General features: G+C 59.1%; 13 protein-coding genes. 3 read left to right on the forward strand and 10 right to left on the reverse strand.

Features of this window, described 5'->3' with window-relative positions; genetic code table 11:
• Nucleotides 1–14: 14 nt before the first annotated feature.
• From M0R89_RS23085 to M0R89_RS23130, 10 genes are all read right to left on the reverse strand, one after another.
• Nucleotides 15–1,289, reverse strand: a complete 1,275-nt coding sequence (locus tag M0R89_RS23085) for a phage NrS-1 polymerase family protein (RefSeq protein ID WP_248653157.1) — start codon at nucleotides 1,287–1,289, stop codon at nucleotides 15–17.
• Between the two features lie 354 nt (nucleotides 1,290–1,643).
• Nucleotides 1,644–4,667, reverse strand: a complete 3,024-nt coding sequence (locus tag M0R89_RS23090) for an ATP-binding protein (protein ID WP_248653266.1) — start codon at nucleotides 4,665–4,667, stop codon at nucleotides 1,644–1,646.
• Nucleotides 4,657–5,787, reverse strand: a complete 1,131-nt coding sequence (locus tag M0R89_RS23095) for a DUF8128 domain-containing protein (RefSeq protein WP_248653158.1) — start codon at nucleotides 5,785–5,787, stop codon at nucleotides 4,657–4,659. The genes M0R89_RS23090 and M0R89_RS23095 overlap by 11 nt, the downstream gene beginning before the upstream one ends.
• Nucleotides 5,780–9,058 carry a VirB4 family type IV secretion system protein gene (locus M0R89_RS23100; RefSeq protein ID WP_248653159.1) on the reverse strand — a complete coding sequence of 1,093 codons (3,279 nt, stop codon included), beginning with the start codon at nucleotides 9,056–9,058 and terminating at the stop codon, nucleotides 5,780–5,782. The genes M0R89_RS23095 and M0R89_RS23100 overlap by 8 nt, the downstream gene beginning before the upstream one ends.
• 6 nt (nucleotides 9,059–9,064) lie before the next feature.
• On the reverse strand, nucleotides 9,065–10,267 hold the full coding sequence (locus M0R89_RS23105) for a TrbL/VirB6 family protein (RefSeq protein ID WP_248653160.1): 1,203 nt from the start codon (nucleotides 10,265–10,267) through the stop codon (nucleotides 9,065–9,067).
• A gap of 2 nt (nucleotides 10,268–10,269) precedes the next feature.
• Complete coding sequence (locus M0R89_RS23110) at nucleotides 10,270–11,166, reverse strand: hypothetical protein (RefSeq protein WP_248653161.1); 897 nt, start codon at nucleotides 11,164–11,166, stop codon at nucleotides 10,270–10,272.
• On the reverse strand, nucleotides 11,163–12,920 hold the full coding sequence (locus M0R89_RS23115) for a DUF8186 domain-containing protein (protein ID WP_248653162.1): 1,758 nt from the start codon (nucleotides 12,918–12,920) through the stop codon (nucleotides 11,163–11,165). Before M0R89_RS23115 ends, M0R89_RS23110 begins: the two co-directional genes overlap by 4 nt.
• 41 nt (nucleotides 12,921–12,961) lie before the next feature.
• On the reverse strand, nucleotides 12,962–13,441 hold the full coding sequence (locus tag M0R89_RS23120; protein WP_438267703.1) for a pilin: 480 nt from the start codon (nucleotides 13,439–13,441) through the stop codon (nucleotides 12,962–12,964).
• Between the two features lie 401 nt (nucleotides 13,442–13,842).
• On the reverse strand, nucleotides 13,843–15,129 hold the full coding sequence (locus M0R89_RS23125; protein ID WP_248653164.1) for a hypothetical protein: 1,287 nt from the start codon (nucleotides 15,127–15,129) through the stop codon (nucleotides 13,843–13,845).
• Nucleotides 15,129–15,824, reverse strand: coding sequence for a hypothetical protein (locus M0R89_RS23130; protein WP_248653165.1), 696 nt, complete (start codon nucleotides 15,822–15,824; stop codon nucleotides 15,129–15,131). The genes M0R89_RS23125 and M0R89_RS23130 overlap by 1 nt, the downstream gene beginning before the upstream one ends.
• A gap of 377 nt (nucleotides 15,825–16,201) precedes the next feature.
• On the opposite strand from M0R89_RS23130, the gene M0R89_RS23135 reads away from it, so the two are divergent.
• Genes M0R89_RS23135 through M0R89_RS23145 form a run of 3 tightly spaced genes read left to right on the forward strand, consistent with a single transcriptional unit; the run spans nucleotide 16,202 to nucleotide 22,462 of the window.
• Nucleotides 16,202–18,127: a PD-(D/E)XK nuclease family protein gene (locus M0R89_RS23135; RefSeq protein ID WP_438267707.1), complete on the forward strand. Its 1,926-nt coding sequence runs from the start codon at nucleotides 16,202–16,204 to the stop codon at nucleotides 18,125–18,127.
• Nucleotides 18,120–19,034: a PD-(D/E)XK nuclease family protein gene (locus M0R89_RS23140; protein WP_248653167.1), complete on the forward strand. Its 915-nt coding sequence runs from the start codon at nucleotides 18,120–18,122 to the stop codon at nucleotides 19,032–19,034. Before M0R89_RS23135 ends, M0R89_RS23140 begins: the two co-directional genes overlap by 8 nt.
• The gene (locus tag M0R89_RS23145; protein ID WP_248653168.1) at nucleotides 19,031–22,462 is read left to right on the forward strand and encodes an ATP-dependent helicase; all 3,432 of its coding nucleotides are present in this window, start codon (nucleotides 19,031–19,033) and stop codon (nucleotides 22,460–22,462) included. The genes M0R89_RS23140 and M0R89_RS23145 overlap by 4 nt, the downstream gene beginning before the upstream one ends.
• Nucleotides 22,463–22,485: the final 23 nt, after the last annotated feature.

A 22,485-nucleotide genomic window follows, 5' to 3' on the forward strand; every position in this document is an offset into this window, starting at 1 on the left:
CCCTCTACGAACACCTACGAGTCAGGGTCGTTTCCGAACAACCGCTTCGTCCGCCCCCAGACAGACTCCGACTGTGACTCCTCCTCGTCTGAGCTCCCACTACCAACACGCTCCTCGTGAGTCTGATCCGTCGCTTGCTCACGTTCCGCAAGTTCAGTCGTGAGCCGCTCAACATCTGCTTCAAGTTCGTCGGTGCGCTCGTTCTTCCATTCGAGAAGCGTCTCTAGCTCCTCGACACGGTCGGCCAACAGCCGATTCTTCTCAGTAAGATACGCCCGACTACGGTCCAATTCGCCACGGCTACTATCTACCGAGGAGTCCCTAGTCGAGGCCGAGTCCCGAGTCTGTTCCTCTCTCGGTTCTGGGTCGTAGAACGCTGAGGTATTCTGTACTGCTCGCTCAATCGTCTTCTCCCCGTATGTTGAACCGTCGGCGTAGTGGACTTCATCCCATTTCTCACGAAGTAATCCCGACTGGCGAAATAGATCGTCCATCCTCGTTTGGTCGCCACCAGTCCAGAACGCCAGTAGATTACAGAGTGCCATATCAGCTTCCGACTGACTATCGTACCCACCCGTATTCCCGTTCCAGAGACGCTCGAACTTTGCGCCATTCGACGCATTCATCGCCTTCTCCAGTAACTCCTCGTCCTTGAGGTCAACGTCAACCTTACTCGGTCCATTAGTCGTAGAGTCCTCGTCAGCGCGCTCACGCTGGTCAGGTTCGGCCTCCGAACTGTCGATGGTGTCTTGGACGTATTCACGGTGGACGGCCGTGAGCGCGTCCTGCCGCCGTGCAACCCGCGTCGGTGTCTCCTCGACACGGTCGCCGGTGACGGTGAAAAACCGCGCCGTATCGTACAACTCGAAACTCCCACGCCGATTCCGGCCCTCAGGGAGGTCGCCTTTAATCAGCACGTGGTAGCCAGTTCCGGATGGTGAAACCTCTGTATACGAGTCGAGACGCTCGATGATGTCGTGTGCCGCATCGTCGGCATCTCCCGTTTCGGGATCCCGGCAGTCGTCGAGGTCCACTCCCACAATCGGATCATCGTCAGTAAAAACGAACCCGACGCCATCAGCATTCCCCGATTCAACGTAGTCAAACGCGGTTTCGAAGTCCGTCCATGTCTCCGAATCCGTTGAGGACGCGAACCCACCCGACCCAGGGGTTACTGGAATCTTCGTCGCCTTCCCATCCCGTTGCTCCTCCTTCCAGCACACCCACTGCTCGCGCTCACACAACTCATCCGGAAGCACCAATACCTCAACTAGTGACTCAGAATCCATACTCATCCCTCCTTGTATAATTCTCTTGGAACATCACACACCCACTATCACGATAATGACAAAACAGTTCTCGACGAGCAGGCTGACGGTTACCCTGTCCAACGGGTGCAACCCGTTCTATATTAGTTGGTCTTTGGCCGGGTATTTGCATGGACAGCGCCCCCGTCATGCGATTTTTCGTGGACAGTCGTGTCCATGCAACATCCTTGGCCGTCCAGTCTGCATGGACAGGGAGCGTAAAAGGCCGAGTCTGCTCGCTTTGAGGCTTGTATTGCAGTATTTCGTCGGCTAGCTTCTGTCGAATGAGGGAGGTGGCTAAGCCACCCGCTGGTTGTATCATGTATTTGGTTGATTTCATTGACCGAGTAGTGTCTCGGCCTCTTGTGTCAGCGTGATTCCAACGTAGAACTGCACACGCTCACCGTCCACTCGCGACCGATCAGTATCGAATTCAATGACGTTTCGAAGCTTCCGAGTGAACCATCCCTTGTTCGTCCCATCGATATCGTGCTGGTCCGTCCAATTAGAATACGCTTGAAACAGGTCATCCTGTGGAACCCTGGCCTCGTCCACTTGCCGAACATACATTGCTGTGAACGCTTCAACACCGTCCTCACTCGGATCGATTTCCACCGACTCAGCAGGTGGTTGGGAATCAATGTCCTCAGGGGAGGAGGTTTCTTCACTCTGAGCGGAGTTCTCAGACTGCTCCGAATCTTCAGTTGAAGTGTCTGGCCATAGTTCGTCAGGATTCTCCGAGAGCGCATACGTCTCCCCTTGCTGGAAGACCGTTGGATTGCCGTCTGCTGGCAGAATCAGAACAACGTAGCTATCTCGGGGAATCTCCGCCTCCGGCAGTTCGTCACTCGGGATGAATGGTCGCTTGATTGGCGTCCACTCCGCCTCGAACTCGTCTTTCGAGTCGTATGTCTGTGTTGCGCCGGGTTTGTGGACGGTGTACTGCCCGGTTTCTCGGTCATGACTGTAGTAAGCCGGAACCATGTCTTTCGAGAGTGTCCCTTCGTCGGACATATGAGCAAACTCCGTCTCGCCGTCAGAGAGTACGCGCTCGTCACCATCACGAGTCCAGACTGTCCGGTTCGTGTCGGAGGTGCGTGGTCGGACTGCAGTTACGCCACCATGTGCTGTCGCGCCACCGCCGAACGTCACGACCTCGTCGCAGTTGTAGAACTGCTCGGTACCGTCTGCGCGCTCACGAAGTGGCGGTGAGAGAATGTTCTCAACCCGTGACGCCCACTTCGTCTCCGAGTCACCCGGTCGAACGACAAAAATTGGAATCCGGTCTGCTTCGTGGGCGCGCTTGAGGTTCTGCAAGACCTTCACGGGGCGATCCGGTGTTGTGGTCTCAGCTTCGATGTTGAATACGGCGTCGTGGTCCGGATGGGTTGCGACGGCGTCGGGTTGTTCACTCCCGTCCTGTTCGACAACCTCGACACTAAACCCGCGCTCAGTAAGCGCTTCCTCAGTATCGACAAGGACTGCATCGTGAGTTTCACCGCCCGCAGATCGAACGGATCCAGTCTCCGGTTCGACCATTGTCTCGCCGTCCTCAGTGAGGCGGACTACGATATCGTCGTCCTGCAACTCGACTTCCATTAGTCCAGAGGCATCTCGTACGTCGGGCAAGTCCTCGGGCGCATATTCGATATCGGCGTCCTGATTGTCGAGGCGAACCGCGAGTTCGTCGTCCACGACGGTGACGTCCACCCAGCCGTTTTCTGTGCGGACACCCGCTCGAATCTGGACTGCGCGAATCGCCTCCGCCATCGTCTTGTCCAGTATCCGCGTCGGATTCGCCGCTTCATTCGAGTCGCTATAGATGAGGTTCTGCATAATTTCGGCGTCAGTCAACGGGTCCGTCCCATAGCGTTCGAGGCTCTCCTCGATGATGTCGTCAACCGCTTCTGGCGACCGAAGCGGTGGGTATGGCGCGAACGAATTGAGCAGAACTGGTTCGGAGTAGCGACCACCGCTGAGAGGGAGTTTCGTCCATGCTTTGTACTGGTCAGTCGATATGAGGTCCTCGGCCGTGTAATCACGGAACCGCTTCATCAACAGACGAGCGTCGTCCACGCTGTTCACTGAGAACGCGATGAGATTGTCGCAGTTATTCTGCACTGCTTCGAGCGTCTCTTCTTCGAACTGCGATGGATACTGGGACGCCAGCGTCACGGAGAGACGCATCGAGCGAGCGCGAGCGAGCATCGACTCGATGTCGAGGTTGTCGCTAGCGATCTCGTCGAACTCGTCAACAAGCACAAAGTAGGGGGATGGGTCGCGGTCAAGTTCGTACGAGCGGCGTTGAATCGCACTCCAGAGATTCCGCATCACCCCGAGCGTGATCATCTTCTTAATGTCCGTGTTCTCGACAGGCGTGCGAACGATGACGATGCGGTCGTTGTCGATGATATTGCGGAAATCGATGGTACTCTCACGGTGGGCGATAATCCGCCGGATAACCGAGTTCTCGACCCACGATTTAATCCGCTTCAGGATTGGTCGCACCGTCTCGTCCTCCATCTTCGCGATTTCGATGCAGAATTCACGCACGTAGGGGTCCTCAACGTTCGCCGCGAATTCCTCGCGGCGCTCGGCGTTCAACAGCGTGAAATACAGATCAATCACCGAGAATGGCTTCTCGGACTGCATCATCGCTCGACCCATCGACTCGGTGATCGACTCCATGTTGATACCCCAGTACTCGTCGGTATCGAAAATCGCCTTCAGATTCTCGATCCGGCTCTCGATCTCGTTCTCGTATTCCTCCGGCGTCTCGCACTCGGGAACTTCGAGGAAATTCAGCCCGACCGTCTTATCGTGCTTGGACGAGCCGGGTTCAATCCAAATCACATCGTCAAGGCGATGAGCAGGGAGTTTCCGCAGGAGTTCACGGGAGTCGCGGCCTTTCGGGTCGAAGTAGACGAAGCCGTGGCCAGCGTACGCCAACTGGACCGAGATGTTGTTCATCTCGGTGGATTTCCCGTAGCCCGTCACGCCCTGAATCCAGATATGCCGGAACAGCGAGTCGAAGCGAAGCGGTGCTTCACGGAACCCCCGCTGGACGTCCTCGTCGTACCCAATCCACAGCTGGTCAAACGCGCCCTCAGCACTTGCCTCAATCATCTCCCGGACGTACGGACCTGCAACGAGACCCTCCTCGGCTGTGGCAGTACTAACGGCCTTCCCGCCGACGTAGGTCGTGTCCTCCTCAGAGATGTCGTACGGTTCACCGAGGAGCGATTGGGCGTCGGGTGTTGAGTCGGCCTCCGTGTCGTCTGCTTCTGGTTTCTCGGATTCAGAGGTAGCGTCGGACGACTCCGAGGAGTCGTCACTGCCGAAGATTCGATCAAACACCATGATTTCCTCTGTTGGAACTGAGGTCGTCGTCTTCGGCGCTCGTTGCTTGGCGGTCGTGTTGCCCTGCGTCGGCGGGAACCCGGTCGCCACGCTGGGTGTGTCGCCAATCGATGTTCGGCGTCTCGATATCGCCACTCGGGATATGGGCGACACCAGCGAGTTCATCAATAGTCAGAATCATCCGCTGGTCACTCCAGTCACGCCCAACCATCTGCTCGACATGCTGGTGGAGATTGGTCGCTCGTTTTGCTTCTTTGCGATGCCAGATTGGCGTATCCTCAAAGCTTTGCTCGGTGACGCCCCAGTAGAGTTTCTTGAACATCCCCGCGACCCCACGGGCACGCGCCTCAGCCTCACTTTGCTCCGCAGAGACAGCGAGAATTCGGATGTTAGCATGGAATGCCTGTTTGCCGCGCTGTTGTGCGACAGTTTTGGCGATCTGCTTGTCCGTCTCGTTGGCTGGACGAGTTCGTGGATTGAGCCAGCCAACTGAGGTCCCATTTCGATGGGCTTCGGCGAGTTCCTCGACGCTGTTGTGTTTGAATCGGTCGCCGTCAGTCCACGACTGCTTCGCTGGCCGGAAGACGACTTGCACGACGACTTTGCTGTCGTCGAGCGAAAGCATCTCGCTCGTAATCTCGCCATAGGGGTCCGTCTCGAACTCCTCGCTGTTGTGGTGGCGAATCGGATAGTAGGGAATCTTCTTCAGCCCCAGTCGGGCACCAGCGATGTACTCGTCGGACTTAATCACGGGAAACGTGACGCCGTCTTCGACGCGAAAGACCTCGCTGTTGGCATAGTTGTTACCGACGCGACGACGGAACTTGTCGGCGGCTGCCTCGGTCGCGGCGTGCACGTAGAACTTGATTTTGCCTTCGTCAAACCACAGCTCGAACGAGTGGTGGTCGCTCGTGTTCTTCCCCCGGAAGTTCGTAGTCATGTCGTGGACTGACCGGAGGAGACCGGTCGCGCCGAGGATGTCCTCGTTTTCTTTGAATGGTCGAATACGGAGCAGGCTACCGGATGTGTCCTCGGCCTGCTGGACGAACGCTTCGTCAAGGGGGAGTTGGGTCGCGCTGTACTGCGGTGAACCGCCGATGATGCGGGTGAATTTAGACATTGTTAGTGTTCTCCGTGGAGGTCTCTGCTGGGTCCTGTTCTGTCGGTATCCCACTCCCGTCCGCACGAGCAGTCGAATCGGCTACGCCATTATTGAGTGATGCAGTGAGAACGGCGTCGATAACTTCTTGCTGTGAAAATCCGTCTTCGAGAATCCGTCTCGCGTCTTGCTCACGGACGCCGAAGCGATTGGTGAGCGCGTTCCGCCGGGCTTCATTCTCAACGAACTCCTCAAACGCTACGAACTCCTCGGGGTCGGCGGAGATCGCCTGCTGGATAAACTCGCGGTCGTCGGGTTCGTAGTCGATGACGCGCTTTTCGAACTCGTCAGCAACGATGTGGAGCGGATATGTACCGTGTTCTTCGACGTGGACGAGCGCCTGACTGTACCCGAGGTCGTCCTTACCAGCGTCGGCATTCCGGACGTACTTGCGTTGCTCACGAGTCAAACCGATCTTCTCAGCTATTTCATCGTCCAACTCCGGCAGTTTATGGAAGACCTTGATCGGACACATCCCGAGAATTTTCTCGGCTTGCTCAGCCTCGTAGAACTCTTGGATCGTCTGTGACAGTAAGACCATCCGGAGGCCAGCGTGGCGCTGATGGCGGAACGCTGTTTCGAGGAAATCGAGATTCGCCTGATCCTCGAAGAGGTAGTGAGCCTCGTCGATAGCGAGTTCGACGTTCTGGTCGGTCTTTTTCGCCTGCTGGTAGACCGTCGTGAGGAGTAATTGCATCAGGAACGTCTGGCGGTTGATACCCGACGCCGTCCCCTCGATTTGGCCGAGGTCGATGTAGACCACTTTATTGTCACCTTCGAGAATGTCGACCTCTGAGCGGTGTGAGAGATTCTCGTATGCTCCGCCCTCTTGGAATGGTTGGAGTGCAATCGCAAGTTCGTCGGCGTACTGAGCGGCGCGCTCGCGGGCAGACTCAGAGGTGGCGATGTTGTGTTCGTCGGGGTTCGCCGCGATGTCTGCGAGAATCCGGTGGACGTCCGTCATCGTCGGCGAGTTCTCGGGCGTGTGCGTCGAAACGTCACCCTCGACGACACCGGCTTGCCGGTAAGCCTCGTCGATGACGTACGAGAGGACGCCCGTTTCAGTCCCGAGGTCGATATCGCGAGCGGTCAAGAAGTTCTCAAGCACGGCGTACACCTCGTCCTTCTTCGCAGACAATGGCGAGATGCCGTCGGCAGATTCGAGGACCTCCTGTGGCGTCTCTCGAATCTCCAGCGGATTCAGTCGTGTGTCGCCACCCACCGTAATCGTCTTCGCGTTGAGCGCGTCGGCGAGTCCCTTGAACCCACCAACGGGATCGATCATCACGAGCATCGTCTCTTGCTGGCGCTTCATCAGTCGCAGGTGGCGCATGATGTCGCCGAACGTTTTGCCAGCGCCGGGCATCCCAACAACGAGTTCGCTGTGGCCAGTTTCGAGATCCCACGGGTTGATTTGGACGGGAGAGCCGTTGTGGCCGTGGTAGCCGTACTCGACGCCCTCGTCCATCATCAGATAATTCGAGGAGAACGGGAACATCGCGCCGATGGCCTGATTGGTCATTGTGGACATCCGGTCGCATCCAAGTTCGTTCGCACCGAGCGGCGACACCGTCGCAAGTCCCTTCTCCTGCCAGCGATTCGCCACCTTGAGCGTACAATTCGCGGGCGCATCCTTGACAATCGAGCGGAGGCGCTTCGTCTGATTGTCGAGTTCCTGCTTGCTCTCAGCAGACAAGCGGATGAAGACGCCACCCCGGTAGAACGACGCTTTGTTCGCGCGGACGAGCGAGCGCATGAACTTCCCGCGGTCGATATCCTCCTGTAAGTCCTCGGCTTTGAGGCTGTTCGCATCGTACTGGTTGACCTTCAAGTCCGAAATCCAGTCGGCCATCATGTCCTCGGCCGATTGCGTGTCGAACGGGTCGAGGTGAATACTGACGTCTGTCTGGAGGTCCGTCTCCAACAGGAGACGCTCAAACATCCCATTGGCAGGCTTCTCGGGAAATTGCTCAATCCAGAACGTTCGGACGTACGTCTCGTCGTTGAGAACCGCATAGGTCGTCTCCCAGTCAACAGCCGACGGCGCGATGACCGACTGATGCATCGTTGAGGTATCATCGAGACGGTCGTCAGAGGCAATGTTCGTCTCGGTGTCCGATTCGGTAGCGTCGATGTCCTTGCGGTCGTCCATTGCATCGATGACGCTGTCCGGTGAGGGATTCGACGGCACGTTGTCGCTGAGACCGTGTGCGACAACCGGGAACGTCCCGATGGCGTTAGCGATATCGTCGTACTCCTCGGTATGGCCCGTCCAGTATTCTTTCGTCACGCGAGCAAGGTCGTAGGCGTCGACCGGACTCACCGAACAGCGGTAGAGCGACGACCCACCCCGACGAATCTGGCCGAGACGCGATTCCAACTGGTCTTCTTTCAGGCGGTCGCGTTCGGCCTCGGAGAGACCGTCAGACTGGACCCCGCCGAATACACGTCCCAGAATAGGGACATCAGCGAGGTAGGCAAGGACGCTATCGCCGGTCTCGTCGAGTTGTTCGACGTCGGCATCACGGACGGCCGTGATGATGTAGTACTCGCGGATGGTCGTGCTCTCGGAGTCGATATCGCCGTTCTGGTTGGTGTTGGTGGTGATGTACTCCTCAAGCAGTCGTTTGAGGACCGGCCGAGAACGAACGTCGGCGTCACCGAGACGCTGCTGGTGTTCGCGGACGGCATCGTCTTGGTCGATCTCTCTGCTCGTGATGTAGAACTTCACGGGGAAGTCGAGAGACGCGTTGACGAACTCGGAGAGGGACTCAACGGCTTTCGCCCAGGCCTCGTCGTCTTCAAGCGCCATGTTCGCTGGTTCGACTTTCATCGCGCCGACGAGCGCGCCGTCCGACCGCTCGATAGCGTGCGGGAAGACTTGACCGACGCGGGTCAAGTAGCGGACGTCGCTGTTGTCTTCGCCGTGGGTGTACTCTTTGTTCTTGACTGCCCAGCCAAGGCGTGCGGCCAGCCATTCGGTCAGCCAGAGGTGGGAAGGCTTTACCTTGTGGAGTAACCCGAGGAGAAGACTGAGGGTGATACCAAGTCCGAGGAGTGGTATAGTGAGGGTGGCTGGGACGAGTGCTGCGCCGATGAGCGTGATGAATGCCACGCCGATAAACAGCATGAGTTCGCCGATGGTGTAGCCACGGAAGAACGCGGTCGTCCCGCCGAGCGACTGATGGATTCGTCGTGCACTATACTCGTAGTCGTCAGTTTTGGTACTCATGAGAAATTACCACCGTGACACCTTGTGCTTCGTCTTCCGGAACGCCTGCTTCGACCGCGCCTTCGCGGTCTGTGTTGCTTGTGTTACGTCGGCTTTCGCTTGGTCACGCATCCGGCCAGACTCCGACTTTCGGAGGTCGTTATAGCGGCCAGCGTGTGCTTTCGCGGACTGAGCGGACGAGCCGAGTTTGTAGGTGTTCGAGTCGCCGCTCCCGAGTTGCGTCTGTCCACCCTTCGTAACCGGACCGTGTGCATTCTGAGCGTACCCACGGTGGACGTTGCGGGCACCGCGAACCGATTTGCTAGTCCCCTTCTTCGCGGCAGTCTTCGCTTTCGGCGCACCTCTTGCAGTCGTCTGTGTGCCTGAATGAGCGATCCGTTGGAGTGTTGGGGCACTCCAATAGACCGTCAGAATACTCGCAATGCAGGCTGCGGGGATAAGCGAAAGACCGAGAATCAACGCGAACAACGCACTCAACCCACTAGCTGGATCGGTCTGCCAGCCGAGGCGGAATAGAGCTGCTGCTGGAACTCCAGCGATGATAAGACCGGGATAGATGCTTGCGGTTCGGCGAGCAGTATTGGATATGGAGCTAAGGGGCCACACGTCTACCGCCCACAGAACACCGAGTAATGGCATTAGCGGCGTCAGAACGATTATCCCGAGCCAGCGGAGGCCGTAAACGAATGCGGCCAAGAGAAGTAATATGTTCTCGACAAAGGCGATTACTAACACAGCGATTAAACCGCCAAGTCCAGCTTTTGTCAACTGACCAAACCCGGAGGACATCTGCTCAATTGGAGCGAGCGTCATCCCAACCGCGTTCACGAACTGGAGTGGAATCGAGACGAGCGGAAACCAAATGAACGACCCAAGAAATACAATGCCAATCCGTCGAAGGAGTCGCTTGCGGCGATATTCGCTAATCGAACCTGCACGAAGCCCAATGAAGGCAAGCGCGACGAGCAACAGCATAATCGCTAATGGGAGGATATACGGGAGGTAGAAATCTTGGTAAATCGAGTTCCAAGGATCGTTCGACGGAGCATTCACGACGATGTACCGAGAATCGGATTCAGGAGCAGGAACGCCGATTATCGGCTGCAGGAGGGCTTGGAAGAGATCCTCTGCGAGTCCAAGCAGTCCCTCCCTTACGTCGGTGAGAACGTCCGTGATGGCATTCTCAATCTCGTTTTCTAGCCATCCCATATTCAGGTATCGCTCCCGTTCGTCGTCTGGGTTTGATTAGTCGTCTCGCTATCGAGGATGTTGAGTTCACAAGCACCCTTCTCTCCCCCGTACTCAATTGTCTCCGAGTATGTTGGATTGGAACCCGGCTGAATGACGGTAGTCAATTGGAGTGTTTTTGTGTCGATTGTCTCGCATTCAATGGCAGAGGCCCCGACTAGCCCTCCACTAGTTTCGTAGACTGGTGGTGTCGAGTAGACGGTAGTCGTCTCTTCGGGTGGGAGAACTATCGAATGGTCGAACATCTGCTCATTCTCATCTGTCCGGAGGACAAACGGAGCGTTTTGCCATCGAGTCTGTTTGAGTATTGCTGGCCCGTTTCCCGTGTTCTCCAGTCGGAACGTAGCGTGTTCCTCCCAGTTGTTTGCAGACTTGTCCCAGTCCATCTCGGGGTGCTTTTTCGCCCATCGGAAGTCGGTAAGTGCTACACGAGGAGTAAGGTCGACAGTCACTTCTCCAAGTATTTCATCGTCCTTGGCAGCGACAAGTCGGTGTGTTCCGGGGATATAGCTCTCAGTAGTCTCGCCAACGAGGTCGAGATACGTCTGCTTCGCATCCGGCGATACTCTTGACTCCGCAAAGAGGCCACCATTTGGTCCAAAGAGGCGTACCCAGTCAGCAGATATATCGCTATCAAGCGCAGTTACGAGTTGTCCCCCATCGACTTTGACATCTGCGAATACAGCAGACTGTGATGCAGGTGACTCGGTCGTTGGGTTGGAGCTATTGTTCGATGTGTCGTCTGGAGAGGGTTGATTGGTACATCCTGCAAGTGCAACGAGGGCACCACTAACCCCGCTAAGGAGTGCTCGACGGTCAATTCGTCTCTCGTGTTTCGGTGTATTCGTGTCGTTAGTCATGTTCTGTTTGAGAGTCCGAGCAATGCGCCGCCAGACATGTAGTCGAAGCCGAAGAGCAGGACAGCAACAGGGAGGAACCAGAGTATCGTCACGACGACGAGTTGGATGAGCGATTGAGCGTCCGGAAAGTCTGCAGGAAGCGTTGTAATATCAGTCGATTCCGCATACGGTTTCTCGGCCTGCCACCACGCTGTTGGGATGTACTTCCCGCGAACGACGGACTCCGGATTCGAGAGGGTCACAACCCCGATTCCACTACTATTCAGGGCGGTCGTCTGATTCCTGATGTGGACACGGCCAGTCGTAACGGCATCTCCGGTCGAGTTCTCCGTCACTCTCGCCTGAACAACTGCATGGGTCGCATTGGCTTCGGTGACGGTTACGGTAAGATTCGTCTCGCGGACGGTCTGTTGCTCGGCGAGTGAGACTGTTCGTGATTGGCCTCGAACGATACCGTGGACTGTGACCTCGCGGAAGTCGCGCTCGTCCAAGGTCGTGGAACTCAGCGCGACCGAGTCTGCGTTCACGTATGAGTCGGCCGATTCGAGGTCGATATTCGGCGAGAGCGACGGTCCTGTCCGTTCTGTGCCCCACGCTTCTTCGATGACGAGTGGGCGTTTCCCATCGTCGGTTGGGTCAGTCGGAACGGACGGTGTCTGCTGGCTCGGGAATGCGTGAACCTGGACGGGGCGCACCGAGGATTCAGCACGCGACGTGTTGGTTGCAGTCCGCGTGACCATCGTCTGCCATCCGGCGCGTCCGGCCGTGTAGAACCGCCAGTTGCTCCGGGCGCGAACATCGTCGCTGACCGTAATCGTCGCCCACTCAGTATTCGGATGGACGACCGCGCCGGTTCGGTTCTCGTCGGTTTCAAACTGAACACGATTGCCCGTAGCTTGAGTGAGTTGGGCGACAGAGACGTTCTGAGAGGTCGACACTGTTTTCGACGCTTCGAGGGTTTCAACGTCGTGCGTCCACCCGCCACCACAACCGTCACCTGTTTGGTTCCAACTCGGACAATCGAGTGTAACGTGGCGGAGTTGCACCGAGATAGTGGCCGTGACAGTCAGTTCCGGCGACCCTGAGAGGTCGGTGTATTGGAGCGTCGCTTGGTGGCCGCGACCAGTACCGAGCGGTTGTCCGTCTGCTGTGAGCTTGATGGACTCGATCTGGGTTTGGTCGATTGACCAGCGGTCACGCTCTGACCCGTTTCGATCACTTTGCGGAACGGCGACTCGGTAATCGCTAACTGCGCGAATCTCGCCGTCCGGCGAAATATACCGTGTCGTCTCGTTCTCCCGATGAAGGATTGTCGACGGTTGGATAGCGAAGATGCTGACGTAGGCATCTTTGATGTACACGCCATCCGTGAGGGATGCTCCCTCCGGATGGACTGACGAACGCTGATTGCCGGGTGTGTAATCGTCGAAGTCACCGCGGTTCCAATCATCAACTGCCTGTGGTGGGCGAGTGAATGGGATGTCTGTCGACTGGGCTAGCCGTCGAGTGAACTCGCTCCGAGAACCGACGTTTGCATCCCCGAAATCGTCGGCGGAGAGATTCCCGTTGTCGGTGTCCTCCGACCAAAGACGATGGAACGTGCTGTTGTTCACGCCGTAGTCGGGCCCATCGTCAGGGACTGCCGAGTCGGAGTTAGCTGATGGTGCGGTCTGCACGGTTCCTGCGATACCGATGGTGCTACTGCTCACGAGAAGCAGGGCAAGCACGGCGGGTATCGCGTAGCGGACAGACATTCGTTTGAGGACTACAGGGATTCAGTATCGATTCAGGTGGGTTAGAATGGCTTTACGCAGTCCGAGAAGCCAAAGCCCATCTGACTACCAATCTTGTCGATAAGTTCGGGCGAAACGAGGGCAAGCACGACGATACCGAAGCCGATGCCGGACATGACGAGTTTTTCTTTCGCCTCGTTCTGTTTCTCGGGATTGCCTCCCGCACGCATGTACGAGAGGCCAGCCTTCCCGGTGTAGTAGCCCGTTGCTGGGAGTCCAAGTCCGGCAACTGCGCTGAACACGAGATCGATACCTGTTGCGACGCCAGTATTGCAGTACACATCACCGACTTGGCTCTGTGCTGTGGCAGGGCCGACAGCGACGAGAAAGAATGCAAGTCCCATTGCAAGGGTCGTCACTCGCGGAGAGGTGCGGGTGATGATTGCTTTGAAACGGTGTCTCCGTTGGGACGCAGAGTGGGAGTCATCACTTAGAGATTCGGCCGATACTTCGCCTGTCGGGTCTGGGGTTGGTTCGTTCATAGGGTTGGCTTCTCACCTGAATGTAGCCGTGTCGGCTGTCCAACCGCGGACCAATATCTAGATCGGCAGAGTTAGGACTACTCAGTCGGCGACGTAGCGTATTGTTCCGCGGTCGAGTGACCGCGATTCGGCGGTATTTCGTGGTGCTGGTCAGGGTAGTATATAGCTTCTGTTCGGCCAATAATAGTCAGTATATTTCTAGAAGTGCCGGAGATAATGCTGTAGAGAAACGCATCCGACCATAGAGGATACATCGCCAATGACAAGATATCTGGTTAATGATTTTCGACAATACACTAGTACTGGCCGACATACTGAGACTTCTCTCAAAAACAGCAACAACCGAGATCCTAACCCACAAGTTCCGGAGAGTCGCCAGTTCCTACGTCAAAACCTCGCCCTCAGCGTTCGAGTGCATCGAGGACGCGACGACACGCGGACGACGTACTCCGAGCGCGGACAGTCGCGGTAATATATCCACGAACAGAGTCCTCAAGTTGTGCGAGGCGAACCTCTCCCTGGTAACGAGCGAGACGTTCGTCGGCGTAGGCGACGCGAGTCGCCGCATCTGCGAGAATCGGTCGGATAAGTTCCGGTCGTGGACTCTCCTCAAGTGCCGTCCGAATCGCTTCGATGGCCTGCGAGCGCACCGTCCGAACGTCCGCCGCATTCTGAACGCCGAACTGCTCGCCGCTCTCGATTCGATCCCGAATGCGCTCATACGCGAGAAAGTCGGTGAATCCTGCAGTCGCGGTTAACACCGCACTAGCCGGACCAATCGCGTCAGCGACCGCATCCACACTCCTCGCTGCATCGTCGCGGAGCCGATACTGAAGCCACCACGCGATGTCGTGGTCGTCCTCAGTCGGTTCCGGCGGTAAGGCTTTGCGGCGGTTCCGAAGGTCTTGGGCGAGGCGCTCGGCTGCAGTCGCGAGCGTCTCGCGGATAGTCCCGGCGTCAGCCGGAAGCGAGGCCGTGAATTGGTCGTAGAGATAGCGGCTGTCAGCGGTGAGGGCAGTCGCCTGCTCTGCGTGTTCGCCCCACTCGGCGACGGCCAACAACGAACCGTGTTCAGATCGTCCAGATGGTGTCCGGGCGTCAAGGACGTGGTTGAGGTTTCGCTCGATATGAGCGTGGACGAGCGCTGCACGGACCGGGTCCGTCCCACGGTACTCGTGATTTGTCCGGAGTGTACGGGCTTCGTCGAGCGCCTGCTGATGTTCCACCTTCAAGTCGGCCCGTGTTACGCCACGCTCGACGAATCCCCAGCCGGCCGCGGCATACCGAGCGCTGGCACGCGCTTCACGGAGCGACTGAAACGCAGCAAAACGAGTCTGAGTCGTCCAAGCGTCCTCGACGTGTGCCGTTGCTTCGCTGGCGGCATCGAGAAGTCGGTGTCTGATGTAGCCATTCGGGATGCTCTCCGGCCCGAGTGGCATTGGAAGTGTCTCCAGGAGCTCGTTCACGCGCTGTGTCGCTTCGTCCAGTTTGGACTGCTCGATAGCGACCGGAATCGCCTCGGTGACGACCGGTTCGGATTCACCGTCGTCGGTGACATCCGGCAACTCGTGACTGTAGACAGATTCGCTAGAACTGCTATCGAGTGGGTTAAACTCACTACAGCCTGCGGCTAGTGTCGCACCGGCGACCGCCAGAAAACCACGACGCGTCGAGGAGCTACCGCGCATTACTGCTCACCCTCCGCAGTAGTGGTAGGCGTTGTCGTCGAATCGCTACTTCCGCTTGCTCCCTCAGAGCGGGCGGAGCCACTGCGGTTACAGCGTCCGCTTCCGCCAATGCTCGACCCGTAGGAGTTGATCGACTTTGCGTCGAGTGCGACGGGAAGTCGGACGAGGCGGGATTCGAAGACGTGACCGTCGGCGGTACACGATTCGTCGTACGGTCGAAGCGTCCGGGTGTAGTCGGTCTGGATTTTCTTCGATTGCCACGAGACGTAACAAAGCTGTAATCGGAAGCACTCTTTAACCTGCTGGGTCTCTAAGTACAGGGTCTCGCTGTCGAAGTTCGTCGCGGAGATGAACGACGAGAGTTCATCGCCGCCTACACCGTCAGCGACAGTAAGCCGTCGAGCACGTGACTGGGAATCGATGACTTCGTACTGGTTGAGTCGGGGGGCAGACTCCCATTGCGGTGTTTCGGTAGGCTCACTATCCAGGTCGGTGAGTCGAATCGGTGGCACGGCGGCCCGGCGGCGAACCATCGGTGGGTCGGTCGCGGTGTCAGATTCGGGAATAGTTACTCCGTCGTTGGAGACGGAGCGCGTGGATGAGGCTTCACCGCCGGTGAACTGGCTACAACCCGCCAGTCCACCGATAGTCACTGTTGCTACGTGGAGGAGGCGGCGGCGTGTGAGGGAAACCATCTAAGTCAGGGAAGGTTTGATCACCAGTGATAAATTCTTTGTGACGTTCTACTCGTTAGTAAACGGCTCGACGGTCTTGTAACTCCGAGAGCTAGTGTTCCGGGCAGGTCTAGAATGGATAGATTCGAACAGTGGTATTTATGTGTTGTTGGTGTGCAACCCTCAGGCCATGCACCCGATTCGGATTGACAGTTTCCGGTGGGAAATAACTCAAGGGGCCGATACCGGTGTCTGAGTCACATTCGTTTGACGGGACTCTCGTCACGGTTCCGTTCGCCACCGGGGCGTTGCGCGACGTGCTCACTCAACAGTACTGCCGGTTACTCAATTCGCACGACTCCGAGGAGATTCTGGTGATTACCGGAACACCCACGAGCATGCGGACGTTCCGAACGTTTCTCGACGGGGAGGTTCTGGACGCTGGCGTTCCGCGGGTGACTTCGCTCGTCGTGCAGGCGACGGACGTGGTGAACCAGACCGACGACAGGACCGTCCTCTCGGACGACATGCAGCGCGAACTCGTTCATCGGTTTCTCGAAGGGTACGAGTGGGAGACCGACTACTTCCGGCGTGCCTCGGGAAATCCCTCGTTCGAAGACGATGTGGCGCAGTTGATGGAAACCGCCACGTGGCAGGACGCGCCGCTCAACGAGACGCCGGAACTCGCGGACGTCGCCGACGCAATCGACGACTTCCACGCGTGGCTCGCCGACCATGACTACCTCGAACGTGGCCAACTTATCTCGGAAGCAACCACGGCGCTCCAGGAAGCCGACGACCCCGACCCAATCGTCGATGCCGAAGCAGTGCTGGCCGTTGAGTTCGAAGAATTTCTACCACCTGACCGCGAGTATCTCTCGACGCTAGCGGCTGACCGCGAACTCGTCTGCATCGCAGAGACTGGTGGAAGCGTCCGGCGGACGTGGGTCGAATCCGGCCCCGTCACCGACCACGTCTCGTTCGCGGAGCGACGAGACGAAGACGAGCGTCCGCCCGCGACCCGACCGATGGCGACGGCGGCGTACCTTGCACGCGGAACGGTCGCTGAGGACCCCGAGGAGGGGACGGTGCGCGTCCTCTCGGCGGAGACTGTGGCCGACCAACTCGGAGCAGTAGCCGACGAAATCGAGGCACTTCGAGCGCAGGAAGGGTTGTCGTACGCCGACTTCGCCGTTGCGGTCAAACAGAGCGGCACTGCCGTGATGGAGACGGTTAGCGAACTCCAGCAGAAGGGGATTCCCACGTCGTCCGCGACCGTGACAGGCTTCGGAGACGACCCGGCCGTCCGCGAGTTACTTCGAGTCGTGCGAGCCCTCGCGGACGACGACCCAGAACTCGCCGACGACCCCCTTCTGGACGAGTCGATACTTGACGAACTTAAGGCAATGGACGGACTCGCGGAGTCGCTCCGGCGGTGGGCGACCGAGTCGAACCTGAAAGCCCGCATCGCCGCCGACGAGTCACCGCTCGACGCCAGAACCCAGTTCAGCAACATAAAGAATTCTTTTGCAATTGCAGAGTCAGTCGAAAGTACGGACTACATTGCTTCGACGTGGGAGTCGTTCGCCGTAGTGCTCGAACGCGCTCACGAGTACGCCCCGAAGCGAAACCAGACTAGTTCCATCGACCGCGATGGCGGGGTCCGCGTGGACCATCTGCAGGCGCTCAAGAACGGTTCGTTCCCGGTCGTGTTCTTGCTGAACGTGGTCGACGAGGAGTATCCCGGTAGTCCGTCGCTGACGCGACTGTTCCCGGACGAACGCGTCGCAGGAATGGCCGACTACCCCGGCGTCACCGACGTGGACGAGAGCGACGTCACGGCGACGTTCGCCACCGATTCGACCGCGTCGGGTCGGCCGTTCCGGCAGTATCACGCCGAACACGCGCGCCGCCGCCTCGCGGTCGGCGCGGCGACGGCGCGAGACCGGCTCTACTGCTGTCTCTACGAACACGAGGACACGGCGCTCGACGAGCGCGTCCAACCGTCGCGGTTCCTCGCGGACGCCTTCCGGCGACTTCCGTGGCTCACCGAGGCGAGCGAATCGGGCATCCACAGCGAGGGCACCGCCGAGGAGTATCTGCTCTCGCGCGCCGACCGGGCGCTCGCGGACGTTCGCCGAACTAACAGTCAGGGCGTGGCCGTCTCGCTCGACGCACTCGAATCGGAGTTCGCGGAGATAGACCGCCTCTTGGAGGGGAGCGGCAAGCGCGGTCAGGACCTCAGAGAAGCGCTCCGTGCGCGCATCGACTTTGCGGATGGACGAGTCCGGCGCGACGCCGACGGGAGGGTTCGGCATGACTGAGCCGACGTTCCTCTCGCCGTCGCGGCTGGCGACGTATGCCGACTGCCAGCGGAAGTACGACCACAAGTACGACCAAGAGATTCAGACGCCTGACGAGACGCGACTCTACTTGAATCAGGGTCACGTCTACCACGAAACGATAGAGGCCGTCTGCGAGGCGACCGAACCGGGTGACGACCCTGAAATCATCCATCGGCGAGCGATGGAGGCCCTCCCCGAGAAGTGGGAGGAACACCTCGACGAAGACGAGTACGCCTCCCGAGCGCACCGAAAATTCCAGCGCGCCGAGAACCGCGCGGCCATCGACGCCTTCTTCGACCCTGAGGACGGCAACGGCATCGACCACGCCCGCCGGTCGATTGCGACCGAGAAGTGGGTCGAGTGCGTCCATGAAGGTCTCGGCCTCCACGGAAAGGTGGACAACGTCCTCTACGACGAGCGCGAGGACGAACTCCACCTTATCGACTACAAGCGCACCGTCAGCGGCGTCCTCGGCCACTGGTCCGGCGACCGACTGCTGGACCACCTCGACGGCGAGGCCCACGAGGCAAAGCGCGTCAAGAACGCCTTCCAGACCGCCGCCTACACCGAGGGCATCAAGCAGTCGGACTGCTACGAGGAGGGTATGTCCGTCCGGTTCAGTTTCTACGGTCTGCTCCACAATCGGGACTTCGAGGCAACTCCCGACGGGTATCGCGTCACCGTCAGTGGAAAGCCACGCGAGACCACGAAGGCCTACAAGGAGTACTACGACGCGATCTGGGCGCTCGCCGAGCGTGCCCACTGCGGCATCACCGACGCCAACTACGACCCCGCGCCCGCCTCACTGATTCGTGAGGAGGCGTGTCCCGACTGCGACTACCGAGCGATGTGCCCCGAATATCTCACGGAGGAAGTGACGCGATGACCGAGAAAAATGCAGCCACTCCCGACTGGCTCCCGACCCCGGAGGACGATTTCGACCCCAAGCCCCAGCAGGAGACCATCATCGAGTCCGAGGACTACCCGATGCGGGTCCTCGCTGGTGCGGGCACCGGCAAGACGTTCACGATGGTCCGAAAAATCGAGCATCTCGTGGACGAGCAGGGCGTCTCGCCCGACCGCATCCTCGCGCTGACGTTCACCAACAACGCCGCCGACTCGATGCGCGAGAAACTCAACGCCAAACTCGGGGCCGCGGGCTACGACATCGACGCCTACACCTACCACTCCATCTGCAACGAACTGCTGACCGACTACGCCTACGAGGCCGGACTCGACCCCGACTTCGAGGTGGCAACCGACGCCGAGACCTACGCCATCTGTCTCGACGTGCTGGACGAAATCGAGTATCGGTCGGTCAAGCCCAACGTCTACGGCCCGGACTCCTACGCGACCGGCGCGGCCTCGAAGTTGCGCTCGTTTATCGGGTCGATGAAGCGAAGCGGAATCTCACCCGAGGAAATTGATGACTATCTTGGGTCGGCCGAGCGGGTCTACGAACTCGCCGAGATTCCCGACCGCATCGAGGCCAGTGCGAGTAATCACCTCGGCGGCCGGTCAGTCTCGACGGTCCTCGACGGGATTCCCGACGTGTGCGAGGAAATTCGATCGATACGTGACAAACTCGGCGAGGAAGGTATCGAAGCCAGTGTCGCGGACTTGCTCGACCGACTGATGGACCTCTGTGACGCCCTCGAAGCGGCGTTCGAGGCCCACGAGGCGGGCGAGCACTCGCTCCCCGACGCCGCTCACAAGCTCCCGAAGTACCTCCTCGGCGGCTACGCCAGCGGCGCGCCCTCGGGGATTCCCGACGACCTGGACCTCGAACTCACCGACGAACTCCGGACCTTCACCGACGAGTGCAAGACCGCGCTCGACCTGAACGCTGGCTACGCGGCCTACGAGCGCGAACTCGAAGCGCGCGACTTACTCGACTTCGACGGTCTCGTGGTCGAGGCCGAGCGCCTGCTGAACTCGTCGGTCGGCGAGGAAATCGCCGACCGCTGGGACTACGTCTTCTGCGACGAGTTCCAGGACACCGACCGCCTTCAGTTCGACCTCGTGACCTCGCTGGTCTCCGAGGACCGCCTCTTCGTGGTCGGCGACGACGACCAAGCCATCTACGAGTGGCGCGGCGCGCACGTCGCCAACATCACCGACGAACTCGACGCGGAGTTCGGCGACGACCTCGCCGACGAACCCCTCGAACAGAACTTCCGGTCCCACCAGCCGATTCTGGACCTCGCAAACGAGGCGCTCGAACGACTGGACGAACGCGAGAGCGAGAAGACACTCACTCGGGTCGAAGAACCGGACTACGACGGAACCTTCGTCGCCACCGTCGAAGAGGCCGACGACGAGGACGAGCGCGTCGGGCAACTCGTGACCGTCGTCCGGAACCTCCTCAGCGGGGAGGCCGCCGACCTCGACCGAGCCTACGACCCGGGCGAAATCGCCCTGTTCGTCCGGAAGAACGACCACGCGACGCCGATTTTGGAAGCGTTCGACCGCGCGGGGATTCCCTACCAAGTCGCGGGCGACCTCGCGTCGGAGTCGGTCGGCGTCGGCACGGTCGTCGCGTACCTGAAGGCGCTGGCCCGTCCCGACGACGAAGTGAGTTGGAACCGCGTGCTGACGATGCGCTACCGCCTCGCCGACGCCGACCTCCGGCGTCTGAACGACCACGACGACGGCGTGTTGGCCGGTCTCCGCGAGATTCCCCTCGACGCCTTCGAGGAACCGGACCGCGTCCGCGAGGCCCGAACTCACGCCGCCGAACTCCTCGAACTTCGCGAGACAGCCTCGCTCGCCCACCTCTACCGGGAACTCAAAGACCTCACGAACGTCGAGTGGTACCTCAGCGAGCAGGAGCGCCGTGACCTCACGCAGGTTGAGGAAGTCATCGAGCAGTACGGCGACGGCGCGGTGCAACCGCCACTCACGCCGGAGTTCATCGATTCGCTCGAACACTACGACTCCCTGCTGGACGAGAGCGGGTCGTCGCCGACCAGCCAACCGGACCTCGCCGACGCCGCGGTCAACGTCATGACCGTCCATAAGAGCAAGGGCTTGGACTTCCCGGTTGTGCTGATGCCCCGACTCACCGCCGACGAGTGGGAACCCGACTCCCGCACCTACGACACCCTCGAAACCGCGCTCTCGGGCGACCCCGACTCGGCCTTCCGCGAGGACCTCGTCGCCCGCGACGCCAGAGAGACGCGCCGGGTGCTCCACGTCGGCGTCACCCGCGCCGAGGAACTGCTCGTGCTTCAGGGACGCGCGCCGGAAGGCGAATCGGACAACGAGCGCGAAGTCCACGAGGCGGTCGCGGAGATTCTTCCCGAGACCGCTCCGTGGCGACCCGGAAGTGGCCACCTCCCCATCTGGTCGGACCTACAGGAGTCGCTCCCCGAGACGGCGACCGAGTGGACCGACTCGCTCGCATCGACTGTCGTCGGCGATGTCGGCGGTGAAGTCCGATACGACGGGGATGTACTCTCGGCGACTGAAGGCCGTGAGAAGGTTCTCGCGATCGCTGGCGATTCCGTGGCCGGTGAGCTTGATAGAACAGACCGAGCGGGGCTGTTCGAAGTCGAGACCATCGGTGGGGTATCGAAAGCAGACCCTCCGATTCGACACAGCTACACGTCGCTCGAACGCTACGAGCAGTGTCCGCGACAACACTATCTCGACTTCGTGGTCGATGCTTTCCCGGATTACTGGTCCGGGAGTCCAGCAGGTGATGAGACCGGCGGCGTTTCGCAACACGAAGTCGGCTTGCTCTTCCACGACGTCGCCGAGATGGCGAACAGACGGGGAGTGACGACGCCCGACGTGTGGTACGAACTCTGCGACCGGCTCGCGGGACAGCGACACTCGAAGGACACGGTCGATGCAGTTCGGGCGTGTATCGACCGCTATTTTGAACTCGAAGTGAGCGAGTGGGAACTGCTCGACGCAGAGCGCGAGTTCGAGTTGACTCTCGACGGCCACGAACTCGTAGGATTTGTGGACGCGGTCTATCGGAATCCCGAGGATGAGCTAGTCGTCGTCGACTACAAGGCGACTGAACGACACCGCGACATCGAGAACGATAGGCAACTACCGCTGTACCTGCTCGCGTGCCGCGACCTCTACGACGAACCCGTCTCCAAAGCCGGGTACGCATACGTCGGTGCAGTCGGGCCGAAACTCGAGACCAGCACGTTCGGCGAAACAGAACTTGACACCGTACGCTCGGCGTTGACGGAGACGATGAACGATATCGAATCGACCGCATTCGACAAGTATCGAGCCGGGACTCACTGTCGATGGTGCCAGCATAACGGGCTTCCCTGCGCCGAACGCAAATAAGAAGACGGAGACTTTTTATCAAA

The organism is Halorussus limi, from assembly GCF_023238205.1.
Taxonomy (GTDB): domain Archaea; phylum Halobacteriota; class Halobacteria; order Halobacteriales; family Haladaptataceae; genus Halorussus; species Halorussus limi.

Coding starts and splice junctions, on each gene's coding strand:
- M0R89_RS23115 (WP_248653162.1), bottom strand. CDS start 12,920: ATGTCTGTCCGCTACGCGATACCCGCCGTGCTTGCCCTGCTTCTCGTG.
- M0R89_RS23095 (WP_248653158.1), bottom strand. CDS start 5,787: ATGTCTAAATTCACCCGCATCATCGGCGGTTCACCGCAGTACAGCGCG.
- M0R89_RS23120 (WP_438267703.1), bottom strand. CDS start 13,441: ATGAACGAACCAACCCCAGACCCGACAGGCGAAGTATCGGCCGAATCT.
- M0R89_RS23110 (WP_248653161.1), bottom strand. CDS start 11,166: ATGACTAACGACACGAATACACCGAAACACGAGAGACGAATTGACCGT.
- M0R89_RS23135 (WP_438267707.1), top strand. CDS start 16,202: ATGCGGACGTTCCGAACGTTTCTCGACGGGGAGGTTCTGGACGCTGGC.
- M0R89_RS23085 (WP_248653157.1), bottom strand. CDS start 1,289: ATGGATTCTGAGTCACTAGTTGAGGTATTGGTGCTTCCGGATGAGTTG.
- M0R89_RS23130 (WP_248653165.1), bottom strand. CDS start 15,824: ATGGTTTCCCTCACACGCCGCCGCCTCCTCCACGTAGCAACAGTGACT.
- M0R89_RS23090 (WP_248653266.1), bottom strand. CDS start 4,667: ATGGTGTTTGATCGAATCTTCGGCAGTGACGACTCCTCGGAGTCGTCC.
- M0R89_RS23145 (WP_248653168.1), top strand. CDS start 19,031: ATGACCGAGAAAAATGCAGCCACTCCCGACTGGCTCCCGACCCCGGAG.
- M0R89_RS23100 (WP_248653159.1), bottom strand. CDS start 9,058: ATGAGTACCAAAACTGACGACTACGAGTATAGTGCACGACGAATCCAT.
- M0R89_RS23105 (WP_248653160.1), bottom strand. CDS start 10,267: ATGGGATGGCTAGAAAACGAGATTGAGAATGCCATCACGGACGTTCTC.
- M0R89_RS23125 (WP_248653164.1), bottom strand. CDS start 15,129: ATGCGCGGTAGCTCCTCGACGCGTCGTGGTTTTCTGGCGGTCGCCGGT.
- M0R89_RS23140 (WP_248653167.1), top strand. CDS start 18,120: ATGACTGAGCCGACGTTCCTCTCGCCGTCGCGGCTGGCGACGTATGCC.